The sequence below is a fragment of the Ruminococcus sp. 210702-SL.1.03 genome (assembly GCF_020559915.1).
Lineage (GTDB): Bacteria > Bacillota > Clostridia > Oscillospirales > Ruminococcaceae > YE71.
Window position 1 is genome coordinate 76,780 of the sequence record NZ_JAJCLZ010000009.1, and the last position, 22,894, is coordinate 99,673.

Below are 22,894 nucleotides of genomic sequence, written 5' to 3' on the forward strand. Positions count from 1 at the left end.
TGGCAATGTTCAGAATAGCAAGCGTATTCAGCAGCAACATGGTGCTCCAGCGCGGCAAGAACGTAAACGTATGGGGCGAGGCTGACAACGGCACGACCATTACCGTAGAGATAAACGGCACTAAGGCGCACGCCGCAGCCGCCGATGGTAAGTGGAGGGTAGTGCTGCCCCCTATGACCGCGGGCGGCCCTTACGAAATGGACGTTTTCAGCAGCGCTGTTAAAGACGGCAAAGAGATAAAAGAGTCTATCAGATTTTACAATGTCATGATAGGCGAAGTATGGCTCTGCGGCGGTCAGTCGAATATGGAGCTTGAGCTGCAAAACTGCAAGGGCGGAAAAGAGATACTCAAAGAGCTTACACCCGAGTGCAACGTGCGCTTTTACTACACCCCTAAGTGCCGCATGAATGACGAAGAGCTGGCGGCCGCCGAGAAAAATTCGGGCTGGAGCGAGGCAGGCGAGCAGGCTTCCGCAGCCTGGAGCGCGGTAGGCTTCTTCTTCGCGAGAAAGCTGGCTAAAGAGCTGGGCGTCACCGTAGGTCTGGTAGGCTGCAACTGGGGCGGCACAAGCGCTTCGGCATGGATGGATAGAGAAACCATCGCCGACAGCAAGCAGACTGTATCTTACATAGAGGAATACGAATCGGCAGTGCGCGGCAAGCCCCGCGAGCTTCAGATAAAAGAGTACGACGAGTACATGGAGTACCACACTAAGTGGAACGAGCGCGCGAACGAAGTTTACGCGAAAGAGCCGAACTGCCCGTGGGAGCGCGTGATAGAGCTTTGCGGCGAAAACAAGTACCCCGGCCCTATGAACTGCAAGAACGAGTATCGCCCCGGCGGACTTTACGAAACTATGCTCACCCGCGTGTGTCCTTACACCCTTAAAGGCTTCCTCTATTATCAGGGCGAGAGCGACGACCACAAGCCTAAGAGCTACTACAAGCTTTTCACCAACATGATAACCCTCTGGAGAACTATCTGGGAGGACGACGAGCTGCCTTTCATAATGGTACAGCTTCCGATGTTCAAGTACGAGAAAGACCCCGATTACAAGCACTGGTGCCTTATCCGCGAAGCGCAGATGCGCGCTTTCAAGACCGTGAAGAATACGGGAATAGCGGTAATAAGCGACTGCGGCGAATTCAACAATATCCACCCCGTAGACAAAGTGCCCGTTGGCGAAAGACTTTGCTTGCAGGCTGAAAAGCTGGCTTACGGCATGGACGTTGACGCTTTCGGTCCTATCTACAAGAGCGCGGTTTACACCGAGAACGGCGTAGAGCTAAGCTTCGACCACGCTGAAAACGGCTTTAAAGTAAAGGGCGACAAGCTCGGCACTTTCGAGATAGCGGGCGCGGACAAGCTTTTCCGCCGTGCTTCCGCCGAGATACGCGGCGACAAGATATTCGTTTACGCCGACACGGTGAAAGACCCGAAATACGTCCGTTTCGACTGGTTCAACTGGACAAACGTTACTCTCTACGGAGCAAACGGCATACCCGCAGCGCCTTTCAGAACCAGCATGAACGATGAATAACTTCATATAATATGCAAATAAAAACGCGCCTGACATTTTTCCGTCAGACGCGTTTTGTTTATGCAAGGTAAAATTTAGTTATCCAGCACGGCAGAGAACTGCTTTATAAATTCGTCGGAAACTATGCCGCCCGCTTCGCCGTTCGGGTGGCCGCCGTACTTCGCCGCAGCGGGCGTTTCGGGGTCGCAGAGCAGCGAGGCAAAGTCGAAGAAGTAAACGCCCTCATCGCTGCACAGCTGTTCGAGCGCCGCATTGTACTCGGTGCGCACGCTTTCCTGCTCATCGCCGTAGTCTTCGGGCGGGGCGTTAAAGACGATGACCGAGCTGCCAGCAGCTTTCAGCGGGGCGATGACCTGCTTGATGTAATCCTCTATTTCCGCCGCGGAATTTCCGCCGTCGCCGCCGTATTCGCCCGAGATTATGTCATTAGTGCCGAAAGCTACTATCACGATGTCGGCGTTTTTGGTGCGCTCAAGCCAGTTGCCGTCGGCAGCTGCGTCGCTTGAACGCGCCCAGCCCAGACCGCAGTTCCAAAAAGCGTAATCGCTGCCCAGCTTCTGCGAGATCTGCGCCGCCCAGTATTCGTAAGCCATGAAGTCGGTCTGGCAGCCCTGCGTTATCGAGTCGCCGATGGCTGCTACGGTGTACTTAGCCCCGCGGTCTGCGCCGATGAGCTGCGGGAGCGGTAAGGTGTCGCAGTACTCAAAATCGCCGCCTTCCACCGAAGAAGTGGCGCTTGTAAGGTTCGCCATATTGGTAGCGGGTATCTTTTTGCCCGTCAGCGTCCATTCCCATACTAAGTAGTGGTCTTGCGGCAGGTCGAATTTCACGGCGTCGCTCCAAAAATCATCGCCCGCGGCGACCTCTCTGCCCGCTTCGCCGTCGAAAGTAACGTCGGTGTAATTGGTTATCTCATCATCGGGCGATGTTCCGCCGTCAGCTATGCGCGCGCTTTCGATGGTGTAGCCGCTGACCTCCATGCCGACGTGCACGGGCGCGCCGGTGTTGTATGTAGAATCCACCGCGTTCGAGAAATAAAAGCGGTAATCCAGCTCGCCGTATTGCTCGGCGGGGAAGTAGGCGCGGTAGGTGACCGACTCGGCGTTTTTCACAATGCCGTTGTTGCCGGTAGCAACGTATGTGTTAGACTGGTAGGTGTCGAATCCATTGCCGTTCTGCTTGTGCACGGCGGCGGTCTTTTCGAGCGGTGCCGCCGCCTGCGAGCTGTTCTCAGCCGCGGAAGAAGCGCCCTCCGCCGAGCTGTTATCCTTAGAGCCGCAGCCCGTGAACGCCGTAACGGAAGCGAGCAGCATTGCCGAAGCCGCCGCGGCGCATATCAGTTTTTGTTTTTTCATAAATATCCCTCGCAAAAATATGGTGAATTTTATATGTTTTTATGCCTTAATTATATCACGTTTTATGCGGCTTGTCAAACGGCGGCTATTGACAAAATCCTAGAATCGTGATATAATTAGTAGAACAATGATTTGATGAATAATTATTCGGAGGCGATTTTTTTGAAAATTACAGCTGCACAGGCTATGACAAAATGCTTAATTGCGGAGGATGTAAAGGTCGTCTTCGGTTATCCCGGCGCGGCGATATGCCCATTTTACGACGCACTGCTTGACACCGATATACGCCATATCCTCGTTCGTCACGAAGCGAACGGCGGCCACGAAGCCAGCGGATATGCGCGAGTGACGGGAAAGCCTGCCGTATGCATAGCGACTTCCGGCCCGGGCGCGGTTAACCTTATTACAGCTATTGCGACTGCTTACGCCGACTCTATCCCGATAATCTGCATTACGGGTCAGGTGGCGCGCAGCCAGATAGGCAGCGACGCTTTTCAGGAGGCTGATATTACCGGCTCTGCTGAGCCTTTCGTAAAGCACAGCTATCTGGTAAGCAATGCCGAGGACATACCGCGTATCTTTAAAGAAGCATTTTACATCGCGGGCACCGGCAGACCCGGCCCCGTGCTGATAGACGTACCGATGGACGTTCAGAAAGAGCTTATAGAGTTCGAGTACCCCGAAAGCGTGGATATTCGCGGCTATAAGCCTACCGTAAAGGGCAACTTCATGCAGGTAAAGCGCGTTTACGCGGCGCTGAAAGAGGCTGAAAAGCCGCTGATATGCGTCGGCGGCGGCGTGTTTGCGGCAGACGCCGTTAGGGAAGTGCGCCAGCTTGCGCGCACGATGGATATACCCGTGATAAGCACTATGATGGGCATTTCCGCTTTCCCCTCGCAAGACCCGCTCTTTTACGGTATGCTCGGTACTCACGGCGTAAAGACCGCCAACCGCGCGGTAAACGACTGCGACACCCTCTTCCTCATAGGCGCTAGGGTGGGCGACAGAGCCGTAAAAACGCCCCTTGCGCTGGAGCGTTCTACTAAGATAATACATATTGATATAGACCCCGCCGAGATCGGCAAAAACATCGGCGTAGATTACCCGCTGGTCGGCGACGCTAAGCTCGTTTTGCGTCAGCTTCTGGAACTTGCCGAGCCGATACGCCACCCCGAGTGGCTGAGCCATCTCGACACGCTGCGTGCGGATGAAAGCTTCATCGAAGCGCCCGCAGGCACGGTCAACCCGCGCGAATTTATCGATCTGCTCTCATCTAAAATGCCCGACGACGCTATAATCTGCGCCGATGTCGGACAAAATCAGATATGGACTTGCAACGAGTACAAATTCCGCGACGGCGGCAGATTTATCACCTCTGGCGGCATGGGAACTATGGGCTACTCTATACCTGCGGCTATCGGCGCTAAGCTTGCCGCGCCCGAAAGAAGCGTTGCGGCTGTCTGCGGCGACGGCTCTTTCCAAATGCAGATGATGGAGCTTGCTACGGCTGTACAGCACGGGGTGGATATAAAGATCATAGTTATGAAAAACACGCGCCTCGGCATGGTGCGCGAGCTTCAGACCAACGGCTACGACGACAGGCAGACTGCGGTTTTCCTCGACGGCTCGCCCGACCTCATAACGCTGGCTAAGGCTTACGGAATAAAGGCTCTGCACGTTCACGACCGCGAGAGCATGGAGCAGGCGGCGGAGCAGCTTGCAAACGGCAGCGGACTGATGTTCGCAGAGGTGGACGTTGATAAAGACTTCCCGACGCTGTAAAAAAACGTTTAAACGTTTAATTCTTTGATTGGAAATAAAATCACAATTAAGAAATGAAATCAGAAAAATTAATATCGCGTACAAGAAATAAGCGTATAATTTAAAATTACAAAAGGAGAGTATAAGGGTATGAAGCATACTATATCCGTACTTGTAGAAAACCACAGCGGCGTGCTTTCGCGCATAAGCGGTCTGTTTTCCCGCCGCGGTTTCAATATCGAAAGCTTAGCGGTAGGCCCTACTCAGGACGACGCCGTTTCGCGCATAACCATTATCGCCGACGGCGACGAATACACCGTTGAGCAGATAGAAAAACAGCTCAATAAGCTGGTAGAGGTAATAAAGGTAAAGACCTTTAAGGCGGGCGAGTGCATGGCGCGCGAGCTGCTGCTTGTAAAGATAGCCGCTGGCGCGGACAAGCGTCAGGACATAATGACTATCTGCGAGATAGCGAACGCTAAGGTAATAGACCTTACCCTAAACACCATGACGCTGGAAGTTTGCGATAAGTACGAGCACCTCAAGAGATTTGAAGAGCTGATAGCCCCCTACGGAGTTGTTGAGATGGTGCGTACAGGCACTATCGCAATCCAGAAGGGCGCAGAGATAATCGCGCCGAAAAAGTAAGCTATATAGTCCCTGACAAGGGCTACATATAAAAATTCTCTAAATTTTTTAGATACGGAGGAATTAAAAATGTCAGAAGCAAAGATTTTTTATCAGCAGGACTGCGACCTTAACTATTTAAAGGGCAAGACGGTTGCTATTATCGGATACGGTTCTCAGGGTCACGCTCACGCGCTCAACCTCAAGGACAGCGGCGTAAACGTAATCGTAGGTCTTTATGAAGGTTCTAAGAGCTGGGCGAAGGCTGAGGCTCAGGGTCTTACCGTTATGACTACCGCAGAGGCTGCTAAGGCTGCAGACCTTATCATGATCCTTATACCCGACGAAAAGCAGGCTGCTCTTTATAAGAGCGAGATCGCTCCTTACCTCACTGAGGGCAAGGCTCTTGCTTTTGCACACGGCTTTAATATCCACTTCGGCTGCATCGTTCCGCCTAAGAACGTTGACGTTATCATGATCGCTCCTAAGGGTCCCGGACACACTGTAAGAAGCGAGTACGAAGTTGGCAAGGGTGTTCCCTGCCTTATCGCTGTTGAGCAGGACGCTACCGGCCACGCTCAGGACATCGGCCTTGCATATGCTGCAGGTATCGGCGGCGCTAGAGCAGGCGTTCTTGAAACTACTTTCAGAACTGAAACTGAGACCGACCTCTTCGGCGAGCAGGCAGTTCTCTGCGGTGGTGTTTGCGCGCTGATGCAGGCAGGTTTCGAGACCCTTTGCGAAGCAGGTTACGACCCCAGAAACGCTTACTTCGAGTGCATCCACGAGATGAAGCTCATCGTAGACCTTATCTATCAGTCCGGTTTTGCAGGAATGAGATACTCCATCTCCAACACTGCTGAGTACGGCGACTATGTAACCGGTCCTAAGATCGTTACCGAGGAAACCAAGAAGGCTATGAAGAAGGTTCTTTCCGACATTCAGGACGGTACTTTTGCTAAGGAATTCCTGCTTGACATGAGCAGCGCAGGTTCGCAGGTACACTTCAAGGCTATGAGAAAGCTGCACGCTGAGCATCCTTCCGAGAAGGTCGGCGAGGAGATCAGAAAGCTTTACAGCTGGAGCGACGAGGACAAGCTTATCAACAACTGATAAACTGTTCGGCTTATATCTGAATATTACGGCGCGGGGCGTTTGCACTTATCAGCAGGCGCGCCGCGCTTTTTTTGTTGTGAACCGAATGTAAACTTTGTCAACCAAAAATGTGATTTAGGTTGACAAAGCCTGCGCGCCGTGTTATAATTGATACGTTGAAAAAAATCACGAAAAATGAGGTATGTAAAATGGCAACAGAAAACACGGCTTCAAAGAAGCAGGTATTTACAGTTAAGGAAATGGCTTTCACAGCTATGTTCGCGGCGCTGCTAGCGGTATGTTCTTGGATCTCTATACCCCTCACCGTGCCGATAACCTTACAGACATTCGCAGTTTTCGCGGCGGTAGCGCTGCTGGGAACTAAGTGCAGTTTCACCGCTATTACGGTTTGGATACTTCTCGGCGCAGTTGGCGTGCCTGTATTCGCGAATTTCAAGAGCGGTATCGCAGTGCTTTCCGGCCCTACCGGCGGCTACATTCTCGGAATGCTGCTCTGCCCGCTGGTTTACGCAGGCGTGAGAAAGCTTTTCGGCGAGCTGCGCGGCAAGATCTATGTTAAAGCGCTCGGCATGGTGCTGGGTCTGTTGGTTTGCTACGCTTTCGGAACTGTTTGGTTCATCAAGGTCTTCACGCAGGATATTTCCGTTATCGGCGCGCTGAAACTTTGCGTATTCCCCTTCCTCGCTTTCGACGCTATCAAGATCGCGCTCGCGCTGGTGCTTGATAACCGCCTCGGCAAGTTCATCGGAATAGCTAAGTAAGATAAAAGATCTGTTTTGCAAAAATAATACCCGCCGCCTGTATCCACCGCAGGCAGCGGGTATTTTTATTCGTCTTCAAATTCGTCGAGCTCTTCGTTTTCGTAGTCCTCGATCATATCGGCGATGGCTTCTTTTATCTCGCCGTAGCCGTAGCCCTGCCGCGCAAGCGCGTTTTTCAGCTTTTGCATCAAGTCGCGGTCGTCGGGGTCGAAATACTTCATGTACCTCCGCTCGGCAAGCTCTCGCGCACGTTCGGCGGCGTCATCGCGGTAAGGCTCTAGCGCCTGCTCGATAACGGCGGCGGGTATGCCTTTCTCGCGCAAAAACTGCTTCACGCGAAATTCGCCCAGCAGCTTTACCTCAAACTTCTGCCGCGCCAGCGTTTCGGCGTAGCGCACATCGTCGATAAACCCGCGCCCCGCAAGGTCGTCCGCGACCTCGAAGCATATGTCCTCCTCGTAGTTGTTCATCAGCTTCTTCACCATGTCGGCATACGAATAATCGCGGTAGTCGAGCAGATACATCGCCCGTTCGCGCGCACGGCGAAAAGTGTCGGCGTGCTTTATCTCTTCCCAAGCCGCCGCAGGAATATCCGCCCCCGCGCGCAGGCTGTACCGCTGAACTATATCGGCGTTCAGAAAATCGCACTCGCCGTCCTCAAAAGTAAGCTGCATGGTGCGACCCTTGTATTTTTCGACGCGTTCAAGCTTCGGCATCGCTTATTCTCCCAGATTTGAAATATCTACGGGGGCAAATTCCTCAAAATCTTCGTCGGCGTTTACCACCAGATCGGGCATCTCGCTTTCGGCAGGCTCAGCGCTTTCAGCAACTCCCGCCGCGGCGGCAGCCTTTTCCTCCAGCTTGCTCTTCTTCTTCGACGCTTTTTTCTCTGCTTGCTTCTGCTCCTCTTCGGCGAGGCGCACCTTTATCTTTTCCTCGATCTCTTTCATAGTATCGGGGTGCTCTTTGAGGAATATTTTGGCGTTATCTCTGCCCTGACCCAGCTTTTCATCATTGTAGCTGAACCAAGCGCCGCCCTTTTTCACAACGCCGAGGTCTACCGCGAGGTCGAGAACTTCGCCCGTGCGCGAGATTCCCTCGCCGTACATTATGTCAAATTCGCACTCTTTGAAAGGCGGAGCGACCTTGTTTTTCACTATCTTTACGCGGGTGCGGTTGCCGATTATCTCGCTGCCGTTCTTGATGGCTTCGCCTTTTCTGACGTCCATTCGTACCGAGGCGTAGAATTTCAGCGCGCGTCCGCCGGGGGTAGTTTCGGGGTTGCCGTATATCACGCCTATCTTTTCGCGTATCTGGTTGATGAAGATAGCCGCGCAGTTAGACTTCGAGAGTACCGCTGTCAGCTTTCTCATCGCTTGCGACATAAGTCTTGCGAGTTGGCCGACGTGTGTGTCGCCCATATCGCCGTCTATCTCAGCTTTCGTTACCATAGCGGCAACTGAGTCGATAACTATGCAGTCGATAGCTCCCGAACGCGCCAGCGCTTCCGCTATCTCGAGCGCCTGCTCGCCGCTGTCAGGCTGAGAAACGAGCAGATTGTCGATGTCAACTCCCAGTTTCGCGGCGTAAACGGGGTCAAGGGCGTGCTCTACGTCGATGAAGGCTACCTCGCCTCCCATCTTCTGCGTTTCAGCTATGCAGTGCAGGGCAACGGTGGTCTTACCGGAAGATTCAGGGCCGTAAAGCTCTACTATACGTCCGCGCGGTATTCCGCCGATGCCGAGCGCTAAGTCGAGCGTCATCGAGCCGGTAGGTATCGCTTCGATGTCCATAGTTGAGTTTGAGCCGAGCTTCATGATAGCGCCCTTGCCGTATTTTTGCTCTATTACTGAGATGGCGGTCTCCAACGCCTTTTTCTTCTCCTCAGCGTCGGTGATCCGCTTTACCTGCGGTTTTTCTTTTTTCTTCTTATCTATTGCCATTACTATCCATTCCTTTCAGAACCATTGCCTATGCGTTTCCCTTTTCTATGCTATGATTATAACACATTAGCTGTATCAAAATCGGGACAATTAAAATCAGTGCAGATTTCTCTCAGCCTTGTCGAGCTGGTCGTAGAGATTCACCGCTTCGTTTTTCTGCACGCTGTTTCTGCCGTAAACACAGCGGTTTATGCCAGCCATATCGCGGCGGGCGCGCACGTCGTGCATACCTGCCTGTATCATTATCTGCATTACCTCGTCCTCTTGCCCCGCGCCGATCTCAAACATCATTATGCCCTCGGGCTTTAGGCGGCTCTTCCAAAGGCGAACTATCTCGCGGTAAAAGTCGCAGCCGTCCTCGCCGCCGAAAAGCGCTTCCACAGGTTCAAAAGTTACCTCTTTTTGCAGCTTTTTCATGTCCGCAGCGCTGATGTACGGCGGATTGCTGATAATAAGGTCGGCGAGAGGCAGCTTTTCGGGCAGGCTCTCGTCCGTAACGTCGCCCAGCAGGGGTTTGCAGGCGCTGTTCAGCCGCGTGGCGTTCTCCTTGAGGAAATACATAGCCGCTTCCGACTTCTCAACGCACCATACCTCTTTGCAGTCCAGCTTTTTCTCGAGCGTGATGCCGATACAGCCGCTGCCCGAGCATAGGTCGATAACTGTAAGTTCTTTTTCGCCGCCCAGCAGCGAGCAGGCGCACTCTATCAGCGTTTCGGTGTCCGCGCGGGGTATAAGTACGCCGCTGCCGACTTTGAAGCTTTCGCCGCAAAAATCCCATTTGCCGATGATGTATTGCAGAGGTTCACCCATCAGCCTGCGCGCAAGTAAGTTGGCGCAAAGCTTTATCTGCTCAGTATCCGCCTGCGTTTTCGCGTCAAATTTGCCGCGGCAGTTAAAGCCCAGCGCCGCGCCCGCAAGCTCGCGAGCTTCCCAATAAGCGTTGGAAATGCCAGCCTCGGTCAATTTTTCCGAAAGGCTCTGTATAATATCTCTATATGTATAATTTACCATTTGTCAGACTCCCCATCTTCAGGTATTACCGCTTTCATCGCGGCAATGGCACACTCTATCTGCTCCCTGCTAGGCTCGCTGGTGGTTATGCGCTGTATCCATAAACCGGGCGCAGATATAATTTTTGTAGCGATGTTGTCGTATTTTCCCGCAAGCATTATCAGCTCAAAAGCTATGCCCGTAACTATCGGCAGCAGCGCGATCTTGCAGAGCACTCTGAGCAGCACAATGTCCCATGTAACGTGGAAAACGGTGTTGATGAAAATGCTGATGAAGAGTACGAGGAATATAAAGCTGGTGCCGCAGCGCGGGTGGAAACGGCAGTGTTTCGCGACGTTTTCGGGCGTGAGCTCCTCGCCGTGCTCGTAGCAGGCGATTGTCTTGTGCTCGGCGCCGTGGTATTCGTATGTTCTGCCGATGTCGGGCATTTTCGCGGTGAGCGCCGTGTAGCCGACGAATATCGCGATCTTTAGCAGACCCTCGATGATGTTTTTCACAACAGTAGGCATACCGCCGAAAAGTGCGCTGAGCCCTTTGAGTATCAGCGAGGGAACGTACATGAAGAGCACGATTGCCAACAGCACGCCGACTATCATCGAGATGGTCGTAAGCACGGGCATGAGTTTATCGCCGAATTTGTCGTCGAGCCACTGCTCAAATTTGGTCATTTCTTCCTCTTCGCCATCTACCATTTGCTTGTCGGCGGAGCGCGAGAGGCACTTGTATCCGTCGATCATAGAGATCACGAAGCTGAAAATGCCGCGGATAAAGGGGGTTTTGCGGTACCAGGGCAGCTTTCCGCCGCCGTTTATCTCCCATTCTTCGAGGTCGATGGTGCCGTTTGGCAGACGGCAAGCCATAGCCGCCTTACCGACGCCGCGCATCATAACGCCCTCGATAACAGCCTGACCGCCGATGCGGGTCTTAAATTTCTCGCCGCCAACGGCAGGGTTAGAATTATTTTTATCTGAACTCACAGGAATTTCCTTTCTAAGTGAAAAAATACGAGTAGAAACAAATACTCATACTAATTATAACATGGGTAGGGTAAAAAGTCAATGATTTAGGGTAGAAATGTTAGGAGAAAAATTAGGCATAGTGAACAAAAGAATTTCCAAACAAAGTAAAAGCGCCCCTTCAAAAAAGGAACGCTGTATAAAAATTCAATTGCAAAAGAGCAGCTTAACCCTCGACCCCGTAGGTCTTTCTGTACTCCAGCATCTTGTCAAGATACTCCTTGCCCTCAACAATGCCGTTTCTGATGGCCTCGATGATGTCGTCGATGGTCACGATGGAGTAAACCTTTACGCCAAAGGTCTTGTACGCGTCCTGAACCGCCGAAAGCTCGCTGTTGAGTGCCTTTTCCATGCGGTCTACCGTGATGACCATGCCCGTAACGTTCACTTTAGCCGCGCCCTCAAGCTTCGGCATTACCTCGCGCAGAGCCTTTCCAGATGTCATAACGTCCTCGATGATGACTACCTTGTCGCCGTCCTCAAGCTTTCTGCCGACAAACATTCCGCCCTCGCCGTGGTCTTTGACCTCCTTGCGGTCGAAACAGTAGGCTACGTCCTTGCCGTACTCGTTGTAAAGCGCTACAGCTGCCGATACCGAAAGCGGTATGCCCTTGTATGCAGGGCCGAAAAATACGTCGGCTTCGATGTTGTTCTCGTTGATGCAGTGCGCGTAAAATTCACCCAGCTTCGCAAGCTGCGCGCCTGTCTTGTAGTTGCCGGCGTTGATGAAATACGGCGCTTTTCTGCCGCTCTTAAGCGTGAAATCGCCAAACGTCAGCACGCCGCTGTCTGCCATAAATTTGATAAATTCTTCCTTGTAAGTCATTATCTGCACAACTCCCGTCAAAAATATTTACACAATAATTATATCATACTTGCCGACAAATTGCAAGGGCGTGACACTTGTTTTTTTGCAGCGAAGTGCTATAATTATATATGGCTGAAAAGCCGCCTTATTATAAAGGTATATTTTGATGATCGGAGTGTATATAGATGTCTGATACTGGTAAAATTATCGCGTATATGCTTTGTACAGCTCGGCAATATCCCGAACTGCGGTCAAAAATATTTCTCCCGCATGGCGAGCAGCAGCTTTTTTTCGCGGCGCGATACCTGTACCTGCGTCATGCCAAGCGCCGCCGCGATCTCGGTCTGCGTTTTGCCTTGAAAATATCGCATGGTGATGAGCCTGCGGTCTTTTTCTTCCAGCGAGGAGATAGCTTTTTCCAGCGCGATGCGGCGGATAAGCCCGTTCTCCGGCGCGGGGGTGGGTATCTCCAATTCGCCCGTGCCGTCCTCAGTTTCGACGGTCAGGCTCATCGGCGGCTGACCTGCCGCCAGCGCTTCCGTAACGTCCTCTGGCGAATGTCCGCTCAGTTCGCTAAGTTCGCTGACAGTGGGTTCGCGGCCGTGCTCGGCTGAAAAAGAGTCGCGCATACGCCCCAGTTTGAGCGAAAGTTCGCGAACGCTTCGGCTTACCTTTAGCGCACCGCCGTCGCGGAAAAGCCGCTTTATCTCGCCCAGTATAACGGGCACGGCGTATGTCGAAAACTTCACACCTCGGGTTTCGTCGAAAGCGCGCGCGGCTTTTACCAGCCCCATGCACCCCGCGCCGTAAAGGTCGTCGTACTCAATCCCCTTTCCCCGAAACCGATTGGCACATAGGTGTACCAGCCCCAGATTTTCTTCGGCGCGTGCCTGAAATTTCTCTTTTGTTTTCAAAGCTTCCATTTTCAGTTCTCTCCTGCAAGGTCTTTTCCATGACAAGAGCCGTGCCCCTGCCGGGCGAGCTTTTTACCCTGAGTCTGTCGGTGAAGCTTTCCATAACGGCGAAGCCCAGACCCGCGCGCTCCTCTTCAGGGGCGGTGGTGTAAAGCGGCTGCATCGCCAGGGCGATGTCCTCTATGCCGCAGCCCTTGTCGCGTATTTTTATGTATACCCTGCGGTCGGCGAAAAGCTTTATGTGCATATATATCACCCCGCCGCGCACCCCGCGGTAGCCGTGCACCACGGCGTTTGTCACCGCTTCGGATACCGCCGTTTTCAGCTCCGCCAGCTCGCTGACGTAGGGGTCTAGCTGCGATACGAATGACGATACGAGGCGCGCGCGAAAGCCTCGTTCTCGCTGCGCGCGGAAAAGCTGATCTTCATTTCGTTTACACATTCTCTCATATCTTCACCCCTCCCTCGCCGCTCGGCTCAGCCTGCGGGCTTTCGGCTTCGGCGCTCTCGCGCTGTATGTGCACTATCTCGCAAAGGCGGTTTATGCCCGATATGCGCATCACCCTGCTGATGTATGCGGGCGGGTCGGCTACTACGCATTTTCCGCCGCGCTCCGTCATAAGCTTGTACCTGCCCATTACCAGCCCGATGCCGGAACTATCCATGAACGTAACGCGCGAAAAGTCGAGCACCAGCCGCGTTATCTCGCTCACACGCACCGCGTGGTCGATGTCGGCGCGTATGCCCGCCGCGCTGTGGTGGTCGAGGTCGCCCTCTATCTGCGCTATTATTGCCCCGCCGCGCTGCAAAAGCGTAACAGCCATATTTATCAATCCTCCAGTGTCGTTATCCATTGATATTATCATACCACCCCCGCCGCGCGGATAATGTCGCAGCATGTCGGCGGATATGTGACAATGTATGCTTGTTTGGCATGGGTCATTCCGAAATGGAATATGCAAAAAAAAGAAACAGCCTTGCTATATTAAATAAAACAAGGCTGTTTTTGGTCAACTGAGTTAAAAATTGTACTCGTTTGAAAATCGGCACTGTTAAAATCTTATGTAATCACAAAATTTTCATATAGAAAATAAACCTTTTATAGAGGTTATTTTATATTTTTTTGTGCAATTTGCCGATAGAAAATTTTCGCTGTTTAAAACGTTTCGTTAAGCTAACACATTGCACAAAAAGGCTCTTGGTAAATTGTTTATAATGAACAAAATAGGCGCTGAGGCTTAAATGAGTGGGCGTAAACGTTTTCTAAAGCTTGACAAACGCTGTGAAAATTGATATAATTATAATTAGCCATTTAGTTCTTTTTGGACATATCTTACGAAAAACACATTGCGATACTGTGCAATTTCCTCAAAAATTTCGCTGAGTATCAATATGTGGGGATAATTCTGTGCAAAAATACTATATGTGCGGTTTTAAACAGTTTTTATATGCAAATTGTACAAACGCGCCGCTGCGGATCCCCCTCCGCCAGATGATACGGCAGTTTCGAGAGGTACGAAAATGAGCGAGATAATTCTTTCCGCGCACGATGTATGCCGTGATTTTAAGATAGGCGACGGCAGCGTGGTTTCGGCGCTGAAACATATTGACATCGAGATAGAAAAAGGAAAGCTCACTATTTTAAGAGGGCGTTCGGGCAGCGGTAAAACTACGCTGATAAATATTCTCGGCGCGCTCGACAGACCTACTAAGGGCGTTGTGGATTTCGGCGGCCGCGATATTACGAAACTTTCAGACAAAAAGCGCGACGATATTCGCCGCTGCGAGATGGCTTTCGTTTTTCAATCGGTGGCGCTGATGGGCGGGCTTACCGCTTTTGAAAATGTCGAATTTGGTCTAAGGCTTGCGAAATACCCTTACGCCAAGCGCAAGGCACGCGTTACCGAAGTTATGACAGACGTTGGGCTGGATAAGCGTATGCACCACCGCCCATCGGAAATGTCGGGCGGCGAGCAGCAGCGCACGGCGATTGCAAGGGCTATCGCCCACGAGCCGATGATAGTTTTCGCAGACGAGCCTACCGCCGAGCTTGATACAGCTACGGCGCTGCACATCGTAAAGCTTTTTAAAGACCTTGTCGCGCAGCGCGGCATGACGATAATTATGACTACGCATGACCCCAGCATGATGGATATTGCTGATAGGGTCTATACGCTGGAGGACGGTGAGATCATTGACAGCCGCTGATATTTCTTCCGACGATAAGATAATAGCACACCGAAATGATGAATACATGATAAAATGCGAAAATCTGGTGAAGATCTACAAAACTTCTGAGATAGAGGTCGTGGCGCTTCAGGGCTTAGACCTGCTGGTAAAGCGCGGCGAGCTGATGGCGATAGTCGGCAACTCCGGCAGTGGTAAATCCACCCTGCTGAATATGCTCGGCGGACTCGACCGCCCGAGTGCGGGCCAGCTTTTTGTAGACGGCAAAAATCTTCTGAAATTTACCGATAAGGATTATGTAGATTACAAGCGCAGCACGGTAGGCTTCGTTTGGCAAAACAACGCCAGAAACCTAGTGCCTTACCTCACCGCTGTGCAGAACGTAGAGCTGCCGATGCTCTTGCAGGGCAGAAAAAAGCGCCGCGAAAGGGCGCTCGAGCTGCTTGATAAGGTCGGCTTGCTGAAACGCAAAAACTCAAGGCTCGACCAAATGTCGGGCGGCGAGCAGCAGCGCGTCGCGATAGCGATAGCCCTCGCGAACAACCCTAAGCTGCTTCTTGCAGACGAGCCTACGGGTTCGGTAGATACTAAGACTTCTAATGTTATTTTAGATATATTCAAAGAGCTCAACCGCACCGAGGGACTGACTATCGTGATAGTTACCCACGATGTGAAGCTCGCAAGACATATCGACAGAGTAGTCGCTATCCGTGACGGCAGAACAAGCTCTGAAATAGTTCGCCGCAGGTCTTACAAAGAAGATCTCGCCGAACTGGACGCACAGAGTGAAGCCGTCGATGTTGTAAAAACAGAGGCGGAAAACGACGAGGACTTTACTCACGAAGAGCTGGTAGTGCTCGACCGAGCGGGAAGGCTCCAGCTGCCTAAAGACTACATGGATCAGATGGGTCTGCACGGCGGCGACAGAGTAAAGGTCGAGCTTGACGGGGAAGAGAAAAAACTTTACCTGCTCAAGTCCGACGTGTGATTCAAGCTTATCGCGCCCCTATATATAATGTATAGGCGGGCGATCGGATAAAAAATGTATTCAAATGCTTTTTACAAAGAGGATCATCCGTCTTTTCTTTGGAAAGCAGTGAATAGAGTACAGCAAATTTACTGGAAAGGTGGATTCATAGTGAATAACACAAAGATCAGACGTGTTATCTCATCTGCGATCGCTGCGCTGATGCTAGTTTCGGCGGCTATGCCGTGCTACGCTGACTCGCTCGACGATTCTTCCGCTGCCGATAGCTCTTCGGCCGCCGCAGACGCTGCTGCTGACGGATCTGAGGCTGACGATACTTCGTCCGCTGAGGACTCTGCGCCTGCTGATGACGGCGACGCGGTAGCTACTGCCGAGACTTCGGAAACTGCGGCAGTCGATACCGGCTCGGACGAAAGTACCGAGAGCGCAGGAAAGCGCGTGGAAGATTCGTACCGCGATTTTTACTCGAAGTACTCGGGCGAAAAAGGCTCTGCTGATGAGATCACCGTAACTGGCGAACAAATGCTAGGCAGCAACTTTGTCGGAAAGAGCGACAACGCGCAGATCTCTCTTGCGAGCGTAGGCGGAGCAGACAAGGTTCTGAACTGGGAAAACCAGGAGGGCGATTTCTCGTTTAAGGTAGACGTAGCCCAGGCGGGAACTTACAGCGTAAAGATGAGCTATTACGTTCCTGACACGAGCAACACCAGCGATGTTCAGTTTGAAATGGACATCAACGGCGAGTGCCAGTATCCTACCGCCTCCCGTATCACCCTGCCTAAGGTATGGGTAAACGACGCCACAGGCGACACGGGAATAGATATGGATACCAGAGGAAACGATATTCGTCCCGGTCAGGTAGCATACGCAAAATGGCAGGACGCTCAGCCTATAAAAGACATCGACGGACTTTACGGCACACCGCTTCTCTTCTACTTTGAAAAGGGCGAGAACACCGTTACCATCTCCTCCGAAAAGGCTCAGTTCGCCATCAAGGACTTCAAGCTTTATCAGTACGAAGCCCCTGCGGACTATCAGGCTCCTTCCTCGGGCGACCTCAGCGCCGCTTCGGGTCAGAAGATAACTCTGGAGGGCGAGCTTGCCGACGAAAAGAGCGACAGAACTCTCTTCCCGACCAGCGATATGCACTCCTACATAACCTCTTGCGTAAATGGTTCCAGCCCCACCAAAACCAGATATAATACCATAGGTAAGGCAAGCTGGTCGCAGGCTACACAGTCTGCTACCTGGAACTTCACAGTAGAAAAAGACGGCTACTACAAAATAGGTATCCGCGCTAAGCAGGACACCATGAGAGGTATGTACTCTAACCGCCGCCTCTACATCGACGGCGTGGTACAGAACAAGCAGTCCGATCAGATCAAGTTCTACTATGATTCTGACTGGAGCGTTACCGTTCCTTCCGTTTCGGATGACGAAAACGCTGAGCCTGTTTACTACAAGCTCAATGCCGGCCCGCACACCCTCACCCTCGAGGTAGTGCCCGGCGAGATCGGCGAGATAATGGGTAAGCTTGATGACATAACCTATGACATCAACAACTACTACAGAAAAATACGCCAGATCACAGGTCCTGACCCTGATGAATACAACAACTATATGATCGACAAGACGATCCCTTCGATCGTACCTGACTTCAAGCAGTACGCTAAAGACCTTCGCTCGCTGAAAAACGAGATCGAGAGCCTTTCAAATCAGGGCGGTTCTGAGGCTGTAACGCTCGAAAAGATGGCTCTTACCCTCGACGAGTGTACCGAAAAGCCCGACAGAATACCTGAGATGATGTCGCAGATCAAGGACAACGTTACCTCGCTTTCATCGTGGGTAAGCACCTACCGTGAACAGCCTCTCGAGATAGACCTCATAGAGATCTGCTCGCCCGACGAGGACTTCACAGACTGCAATTCAAACTTCTTCAAGTCGTTTAAATTCGGCTTTGACGCATTTATCGGCTCCTTCTTTGAGGATTACAATTCTCTGACGGATATAGAAGAAGGAGAAGACGTAATGACCTGCTGGATCTCTCTTGGCAGAGATAACGCTACCGTTGTTACGAACCTTGTAAATAACGATTATAACCTTACCGCTGATACGAAGGTAAACATGAAGCTGGTACAGGGCGGTATAGTAGAAGCTACATTCGCGGGCAAGGGTCCTGACCTCGCGCTCTTCATGGGCGGCGACTTCCCGATACAGCTCGCTTCGCGTGGAGTTCTTGAAGACCTGACGCAGTTCAGCGATTACGAAGAAATGACCTCGCGCTTCTCTGAAAACGCAATGACTCTTTACGAGTACAACGGCGGCGTATACGGACTTCCCGTATCGCAGACTTTCCCGATGCTCTTCTACCGCAGCGATATTCTCGCGGAGATGGGCGTAGACCCCGAAAAGGATCTGACAACTTGGGAAGGCCTGATGAACGTTCTCCCCGTACTCCAGAGAAACTACATGGAGGTAGGTCTGATACTTCCCGTAATGGGCGGTACTTCCGGCGTTACCACCATCTCACCTGTAACTGAGGCAGGCAACACCTTCGCGATGCTGCTCCTCCAGCAGGGCGTAAATTACTACAACGACGAAAAGACTAAGACAAACTTCGACACTCAGGAGGCTGTAAACGCATTTGACCAGTGGACAGAGTTCTACACCAAATACAGCTTCAGCCAGACATACGACGCTTTCACACGTTTCAGACAGGGCGATATGCCTGTTCTTATCCAGAACTACACCTTCTTCAACCAGCTCTCAGTAGCTGCTCCTGAAATAAAGGGATGCTGGGACTTCATGCACGTTCCCGGTACTGAGAACGAGAACGGCTCGGTAACTCTTGCGGACGGAAGAAAGATAAGCATCGCTTCCTGCTCTACCGGTTCGGGCGCTATCATCTTTACCAGCTGCCCCGATAAGGAAGGCGCTTGGGAATTTATAAAGTGGTTCACCTCTGACGAAACTCAGGTAGCTTACGGTAACGACATCGAGTCTGTACTGGGTACTATGGGTCGTTATGACACCGCTAACCTGAATGCTCTTCAGCAGCTTTCATGGACTACCAAGCAGTGCGAGAAGCTCACTGAGCAGCTCAAGGCGCAGGTAGAGATACCCGTTATCCCCGCTTCTTATGGCGTAACTCGTAACCTGAACAACGCGTTCAGAGAAGTTGCAAACCAGTATGAGAACGCGAGAGATACACTCTTCTGGTACAACAAGGACATCAACGAGGAAATTGAGCGTAAGAACAACGACCTCAAGATGTACGAGGATGAAATAAATTAAGAAAGGGGAGCATCTTATGTCAAAAAAAGTAAATCCTGACGCTCCGGTCAAGACGCAGGGATATTGGGCTTACACATGGCATATGATGAAGGTCAACAAGGGCTGCTACGGACTTTTAGCTCCGTTTATGATACTCTTCACGATCTTCACGATCATACCCGTTTGTATGTCGCTCCCGATGGGCTTTACTAACTTCAACATGATCCAGTCCCCCAAGTGGGTAGGATTATCAAACTTCTATACGCTTTTCTTAAACGACAGCGTATTCCTCATCGCAGTAAGAAACACTCTTATCTTCGCGATATTCACAGGTCCTTTTGCTTACATACTGAGCTTCTTGGTAGCTTGGCTGATAAATGAGATGAATCCGTTCCTCAAAACGTTCTTCACCTTCGTTTTCTATGCACCTTCCATGACTTCCTCAGTATACATCACCTGGCAGCTGATCCTCTCGGGCGACCAGTACGGCTACCTTAACGCTGTACTGCTCGATATGGGCTTTGTCAGCAAGCCGGTACAGTGGCTCACAGATACCACCTACATTCTCGGCGTGTGCATCATAGTACAGCTTTGGATGTCGATGGGCGCAGGCTTCCTTGCTATCCGCGCAGGTTTCCAGAACATCGATAAGTCGATGTACGAGGCAGGCGCTATCGAAGGCATCAAGAACAGATGGCAGGAACTTTTCAAGATCACCATCCCTTCGATGGGTCCGCAGCTGCTCTTCGCCGCTGTAAACCAGATCGCCAGCTCCTTCACCGTAGGTACGGTAGGTCAGATGCTGGTAGGTCTGCCTTCTACCGATTACTCGGCACACACTATTATGAACCACGCGACCGACTACGGTAGCGTACGTTACGAGATGGGCTACGCCGCTGCGATATGCTTCGTGCTGTTCCTCGCCATGCTGCTTGCGAACAAGGGCGTAAACTGGCTCCTCGGCAAATACATTGATTAAAGGAGGTGCAGATAAAACATGGCCAGAAGAAAAAAGAAGAAGTCGATCGACCAGCTTAAAGTTAAAGATAAGCACAAGAAGATCAACGGATCCGTCGGCGGTGACGTCTGCATCTTCATCTTCCTCGTGCTTCTCGGAATATTCATGGTATTCCCCATCTACTACTCAGTAGTACAGTCGCTGAAGCCCGTAGAAGAGCTGTTCGTTTTCCCGCCTAAGCTTTATGTACTTAACCCCACGGGAAAGAACTTCTCAGATATGTTTAAGGTAGCCGCGGAATACACCGTGCCGCTTTCCAGATACATATTCAACTCAGTATTCACAACAGTGGTTATATGCGTATTCAACGTATTCGTTACCTGTATGGCGGCGTTTGTACTTTCTAAGTGCAAGTTCCCCGGCGACAAGGTTCTCAATAAGCTGATAGTTGTCGCTCTGCTTTTCAACTCGCAGGCAACATGGATCATGCAGTTCCTGGTATACTCCAAGCTGCACATGATCGATACCTACTGGGTACTCATTCTCCCTTACATCGCTACGGCAATGAACCTCTATCTGATGCGCCAGAGTATGTCTACTCTGCCTGACTCGCTGATAGAGGCTGCGAAGGTAGACGGCGCGGGACTTTTCAGGATCTGCTGGCAGATAGTAGTTCCTAACTCAAAGCCTGCGATCATGACCATCATCATCTTCGCATTCCAGCAGGCGTGGAACATAAACGGCGGTGCAGTTATCTACTCGGAAGAGTACAAGACGCTGCCTACCATCGTTCAGCAGATCTCGCTTGCAGGTCTTGCAAGACAGGGCGTAACCTTCGCTTCAGCGGTATTGCTCCTGATTCCTCCGCTGGTAGTATTCCTCATCGCACAGGGCAACGTTATGGAAACCATGGCGAACTCCGGTATGAAGGAATAATTTATTCCGGCTTCATAAATTCAATGATAACAAACAACTTTGATTACTGAAAAGGAAACAGGTGATAATACAGTGAATGGAATAAAAACTTCCGTAAGGAAGCTGCTTTGCCTCACTCTGGCAGCGTGCACTGCGATTAGCATGTCTGTTACGGCTTTTGCAGACGAGCCTTACGAATCTTACAACTACGATAACTGGGACGAAGCTATCCCTTCGCAGAGCGCATACACCGTTCAGAAAACTGTAACGGGCGCTGATATGGGACTCAGCCGACTTTCAGACCCCGCCGATCCGCTGTTTTACAGCGAGGAAGCTTCCGCTTCGCTCAGCGAGGCTAAGGATTTCTACGTTTACGACGATAAAGAGATCTGGATAGCCGATTCGGGCAACAACCGTATTTTAAGACTTGACGAAAATTACAACATCATCGGCAGATATTACGGAGTTACCGGTCTGGAAGCTGACAGATGTGAAGAAACTCAGGACGGCGCTATCTCTACTTTCAAAGCTCCGCAGGGTCTTTACGTTACTACCAGCCCGACTACCGGCAAATATACCATATATATAGCCGACTACGATAACTCGCGCGTAGTAAGAGCTACAGTAGAAAGCGCTACCGAGCTGAAATGCGAGCAGGAATATACTAAGCCGGAAGAGGCGCTGTATACTTCCAAAACTTTCAATCCCACCAAGGTCCTCGTTGACTACGCCGAAAATGTGTACGCGGTAGTTAAATCCGTAAACACCGGTTCGGTACAGTTCAAGGCTGACGGCTCTTTCACAGGCTTCTACGGTGCGAACCGAGTAGAGGTAACCGCTAAGGTCATCGCTCAGAAGCTTTGGAGAAAGATAGCTTCAAACGAGCAGATCGAGGGTATGAGCCGTAACGTTCCTGTTGAGTACGCAAACTTCGATATGGACGGCGAAGGCTTTATCTACACCGTTACCGAGGTATCTACCGATACCGACGCGGTAAAGAAGATCAACCCTGCGGGATACAACGTATGGGACAACGTGGTAGGCGATGAGTACACTTTCGGTGACCACACCGACGCTGTATGGGATATGGCTTCCAACAAGACCTACTCCACCAAGCTTACCGACATCGCTATCGACGGCGACGGAATAATAAACGTTCTCGACTTTGAAACCGGACGCGTATTCCAGTACGACCGCCTCTGCAACCTCATCTGCATCTTCGGTACTAAGAATTCCTCCGCAGACCAGAGAGGCGCGTTCCTTAACCCGAACGCAGTAGACACCATCGGCACAAACGTTATCGTGCTCGAGGGTTCTAAGACAAGAAACGACATTACAGTATTTGAAAAGACCGTTTTCGGCAAGAATCTGCACAAGGCTTTCGAGTTCTTCGATGCAGGCCAGTACGTTGAGGCTGCTCCCTACTGGGAAGAAGTTATCAAGCGCGACGGCGGCTACACCTACGCTCACGTTGGTCTGGGTAAGGCTGATCTGAAAAACGGCGAATACAAGTCGGCACTCGACAGATTTGAGATCGCTAACGATAAGGACGACTACGATAAGGCTTTTGAGTACTACAGAGAAGAGTGGCTGAGAAACAACTTCACAGCAGTAGCTGTTGTAGTAATAGTTCTTGTAGTACTGCTTATCGTAAAGAAGATACTCAAGAAAAAGGGCATAAAGCTCATCAAGCGCAAGAATAAGAAGGAGGCGGAATAAC

The 22,894-nt window shown here is 51.3% G+C and carries 19 protein-coding genes and 1 pseudogene; 11 read left to right on the plus strand and 9 right to left on the minus strand.

The window, feature by feature from the left end; translation table 11 throughout:
* The first annotated feature begins 5 nt into the window (after positions 1 to 5).
* Positions 6 to 1,541: a sialate O-acetylesterase gene (locus LI114_RS06615; protein ID WP_227219994.1), complete on the plus strand. Its 1,536-nt coding sequence runs from the start codon at positions 6 to 8 to the stop codon at positions 1,539 to 1,541.
* A gap of 74 nt (positions 1,542 to 1,615) precedes the next feature.
* On the opposite strand, the gene LI114_RS06620 is transcribed toward LI114_RS06615, so the two are convergent.
* A complete protein-coding gene (locus tag LI114_RS06620) occupies positions 1,616 to 2,896 on the minus strand; it encodes an SGNH/GDSL hydrolase family protein (RefSeq protein WP_227219995.1) in 1,281 nt (426 codons plus the stop codon).
* Between the two features lie 162 nt (positions 2,897 to 3,058).
* Between LI114_RS06620 and ilvB the strand changes: the two genes are divergently transcribed.
* From ilvB to LI114_RS06640, 4 genes are all read left to right on the plus strand, one after another.
* On the plus strand, positions 3,059 to 4,678 hold the full coding sequence (ilvB, locus tag LI114_RS06625; protein WP_227219996.1) for a biosynthetic-type acetolactate synthase large subunit: 1,620 nt from the start codon (positions 3,059 to 3,061) through the stop codon (positions 4,676 to 4,678).
* A 129-nt stretch (positions 4,679 to 4,807) separates the two neighbouring features.
* On the plus strand, positions 4,808 to 5,305 hold the full coding sequence (ilvN, locus tag LI114_RS06630) for an acetolactate synthase small subunit (protein WP_227219997.1): 498 nt from the start codon (positions 4,808 to 4,810) through the stop codon (positions 5,303 to 5,305).
* 69 nt (positions 5,306 to 5,374) lie between these two features.
* Entirely contained in the window at positions 5,375 to 6,397 is a 1,023-nt protein-coding gene (gene ilvC, locus LI114_RS06635) for a ketol-acid reductoisomerase (protein ID WP_022128649.1), read from the plus strand.
* Between the two features lie 191 nt (positions 6,398 to 6,588).
* Positions 6,589 to 7,161, plus strand: a complete 573-nt coding sequence (locus LI114_RS06640; RefSeq protein ID WP_227219998.1) for a biotin transporter BioY — start codon at positions 6,589 to 6,591, stop codon at positions 7,159 to 7,161.
* A gap of 65 nt (positions 7,162 to 7,226) precedes the next feature.
* Here LI114_RS06640 and LI114_RS06645 read toward each other — a convergent pair whose 3' ends face one another.
* The 8 genes and pseudogenes from LI114_RS06645 to LI114_RS06680 all read right to left on the minus strand — a co-directional run bounded on the left by LI114_RS06645 (position 7,227) and on the right by LI114_RS06680 (position 13,677).
* Complete coding sequence (locus LI114_RS06645; protein ID WP_227219999.1) at positions 7,227 to 7,877, minus strand: regulatory protein RecX; 651 nt, start codon at positions 7,875 to 7,877, stop codon at positions 7,227 to 7,229.
* Between the two features lie 3 nt (positions 7,878 to 7,880).
* A complete protein-coding gene (gene recA, locus LI114_RS06650; RefSeq protein WP_022128652.1) occupies positions 7,881 to 9,104 on the minus strand; it encodes a recombinase RecA in 1,224 nt (407 codons plus the stop codon).
* A 96-nt stretch (positions 9,105 to 9,200) separates the two neighbouring features.
* Positions 9,201 to 10,115, minus strand: coding sequence for a peptide chain release factor N(5)-glutamine methyltransferase (gene prmC, locus LI114_RS06655; RefSeq protein ID WP_227220000.1), 915 nt, complete (start codon positions 10,113 to 10,115; stop codon positions 9,201 to 9,203).
* Positions 10,109 to 11,092, minus strand: a complete 984-nt coding sequence (locus LI114_RS06660) for a DUF1385 domain-containing protein (protein ID WP_227220001.1) — start codon at positions 11,090 to 11,092, stop codon at positions 10,109 to 10,111. Before LI114_RS06660 ends, prmC begins: the two co-directional genes overlap by 7 nt.
* Positions 11,093 to 11,297: 205 nt before the next feature.
* Positions 11,298 to 11,957: an orotate phosphoribosyltransferase gene (gene pyrE / locus LI114_RS06665; protein ID WP_022128655.1), complete on the minus strand. Its 660-nt coding sequence runs from the start codon at positions 11,955 to 11,957 to the stop codon at positions 11,298 to 11,300.
* Between the two features lie 233 nt (positions 11,958 to 12,190).
* Complete coding sequence (locus tag LI114_RS06670; protein ID WP_227220002.1) at positions 12,191 to 12,862, minus strand: sigma-70 family RNA polymerase sigma factor; 672 nt, start codon at positions 12,860 to 12,862, stop codon at positions 12,191 to 12,193.
* 22 nt (positions 12,863 to 12,884) lie between these two features.
* Positions 12,885 to 13,303: pseudogene (gene spoIIAB / locus LI114_RS06675) on the minus strand (anti-sigma F factor); the annotation flags it as partial.
* Positions 13,300 to 13,677, minus strand: coding sequence for an anti-sigma factor antagonist (locus tag LI114_RS06680; protein WP_264468234.1), 378 nt, complete (start codon positions 13,675 to 13,677; stop codon positions 13,300 to 13,302). The gene LI114_RS06680 and the pseudogene spoIIAB, both read right to left, overlap by 4 nt.
* A 697-nt stretch (positions 13,678 to 14,374) precedes the next feature.
* Between LI114_RS06680 and LI114_RS06685 the strand changes: the two genes are divergently transcribed.
* From LI114_RS06685 to LI114_RS06710, 6 genes are all read left to right on the plus strand, one after another.
* A complete protein-coding gene (locus tag LI114_RS06685) occupies positions 14,375 to 15,061 on the plus strand; it encodes an ABC transporter ATP-binding protein (protein WP_227220003.1) in 687 nt (228 codons plus the stop codon).
* On the plus strand, positions 15,048 to 16,028 hold the full coding sequence (locus tag LI114_RS06690; RefSeq protein ID WP_227220004.1) for an ATP-binding cassette domain-containing protein: 981 nt from the start codon (positions 15,048 to 15,050) through the stop codon (positions 16,026 to 16,028). The genes LI114_RS06685 and LI114_RS06690 overlap by 14 nt, the downstream gene beginning before the upstream one ends.
* A gap of 150 nt (positions 16,029 to 16,178) precedes the next feature.
* Positions 16,179 to 19,322, plus strand: coding sequence for an extracellular solute-binding protein (locus LI114_RS06695; RefSeq protein ID WP_227220005.1), 3,144 nt, complete (start codon positions 16,179 to 16,181; stop codon positions 19,320 to 19,322).
* Between the two features lie 16 nt (positions 19,323 to 19,338).
* A complete protein-coding gene (locus LI114_RS06700; RefSeq protein WP_022128662.1) occupies positions 19,339 to 20,280 on the plus strand; it encodes a carbohydrate ABC transporter permease in 942 nt (313 codons plus the stop codon).
* Between the two features lie 18 nt (positions 20,281 to 20,298).
* Positions 20,299 to 21,195 (plus strand): carbohydrate ABC transporter permease, encoded by an 897-nt coding sequence (locus LI114_RS06705; protein WP_022128663.1) that lies wholly within the window; start codon positions 20,299 to 20,301, stop codon positions 21,193 to 21,195.
* Between the two features lie 141 nt (positions 21,196 to 21,336).
* Positions 21,337 to 22,893 (plus strand): tetratricopeptide repeat protein, encoded by a 1,557-nt coding sequence (locus tag LI114_RS06710; RefSeq protein WP_227220006.1) that lies wholly within the window; start codon positions 21,337 to 21,339, stop codon positions 22,891 to 22,893.
* Position 22,894: the final 1 nt, after the last annotated feature.

Bases quoted from the DNA above. Each gene is read 5' to 3' on its own strand.
- LI114_RS06710 (WP_227220006.1), top strand. From the start codon at position 21,337: ATGTCTGTTACGGCTTTTGCAGACGAGCCTTACGAATCTTACAACTAC.
- pyrE (WP_022128655.1), bottom strand. From the start codon at position 11,957: ATGACTTACAAGGAAGAATTTATCAAATTTATGGCAGACAGCGGCGTG.
- ilvN (WP_227219997.1), top strand. From the start codon at position 4,808: ATGAAGCATACTATATCCGTACTTGTAGAAAACCACAGCGGCGTGCTT.
- LI114_RS06680 (WP_264468234.1), bottom strand. From the start codon at position 13,677: ATGGCTGTTACGCTTTTGCAGCGCGGCGGGGCAATAATAGCGCAGATA.
- LI114_RS06640 (WP_227219998.1), top strand. From the start codon at position 6,589: ATGGCAACAGAAAACACGGCTTCAAAGAAGCAGGTATTTACAGTTAAG.
- ilvC (WP_022128649.1), top strand. From the start codon at position 5,375: ATGTCAGAAGCAAAGATTTTTTATCAGCAGGACTGCGACCTTAACTAT.
- LI114_RS06645 (WP_227219999.1), bottom strand. From the start codon at position 7,877: ATGCCGAAGCTTGAACGCGTCGAAAAATACAAGGGTCGCACCATGCAG.
- LI114_RS06700 (WP_022128662.1), top strand. From the start codon at position 19,339: ATGTCAAAAAAAGTAAATCCTGACGCTCCGGTCAAGACGCAGGGATAT.
- LI114_RS06705 (WP_022128663.1), top strand. From the start codon at position 20,299: ATGGCCAGAAGAAAAAAGAAGAAGTCGATCGACCAGCTTAAAGTTAAA.
- prmC (WP_227220000.1), bottom strand. From the start codon at position 10,115: ATGGTAAATTATACATATAGAGATATTATACAGAGCCTTTCGGAAAAA.
- LI114_RS06620 (WP_227219995.1), bottom strand. From the start codon at position 2,896: ATGAAAAAACAAAAACTGATATGCGCCGCGGCGGCTTCGGCAATGCTG.
- LI114_RS06685 (WP_227220003.1), top strand. From the start codon at position 14,375: ATGAGCGAGATAATTCTTTCCGCGCACGATGTATGCCGTGATTTTAAG.
- LI114_RS06615 (WP_227219994.1), top strand. From the start codon at position 6: ATGTTCAGAATAGCAAGCGTATTCAGCAGCAACATGGTGCTCCAGCGC.
- recA (WP_022128652.1), bottom strand. From the start codon at position 9,104: ATGGCAATAGATAAGAAGAAAAAAGAAAAACCGCAGGTAAAGCGGATC.
- LI114_RS06670 (WP_227220002.1), bottom strand. From the start codon at position 12,862: ATGGAAGCTTTGAAAACAAAAGAGAAATTTCAGGCACGCGCCGAAGAA.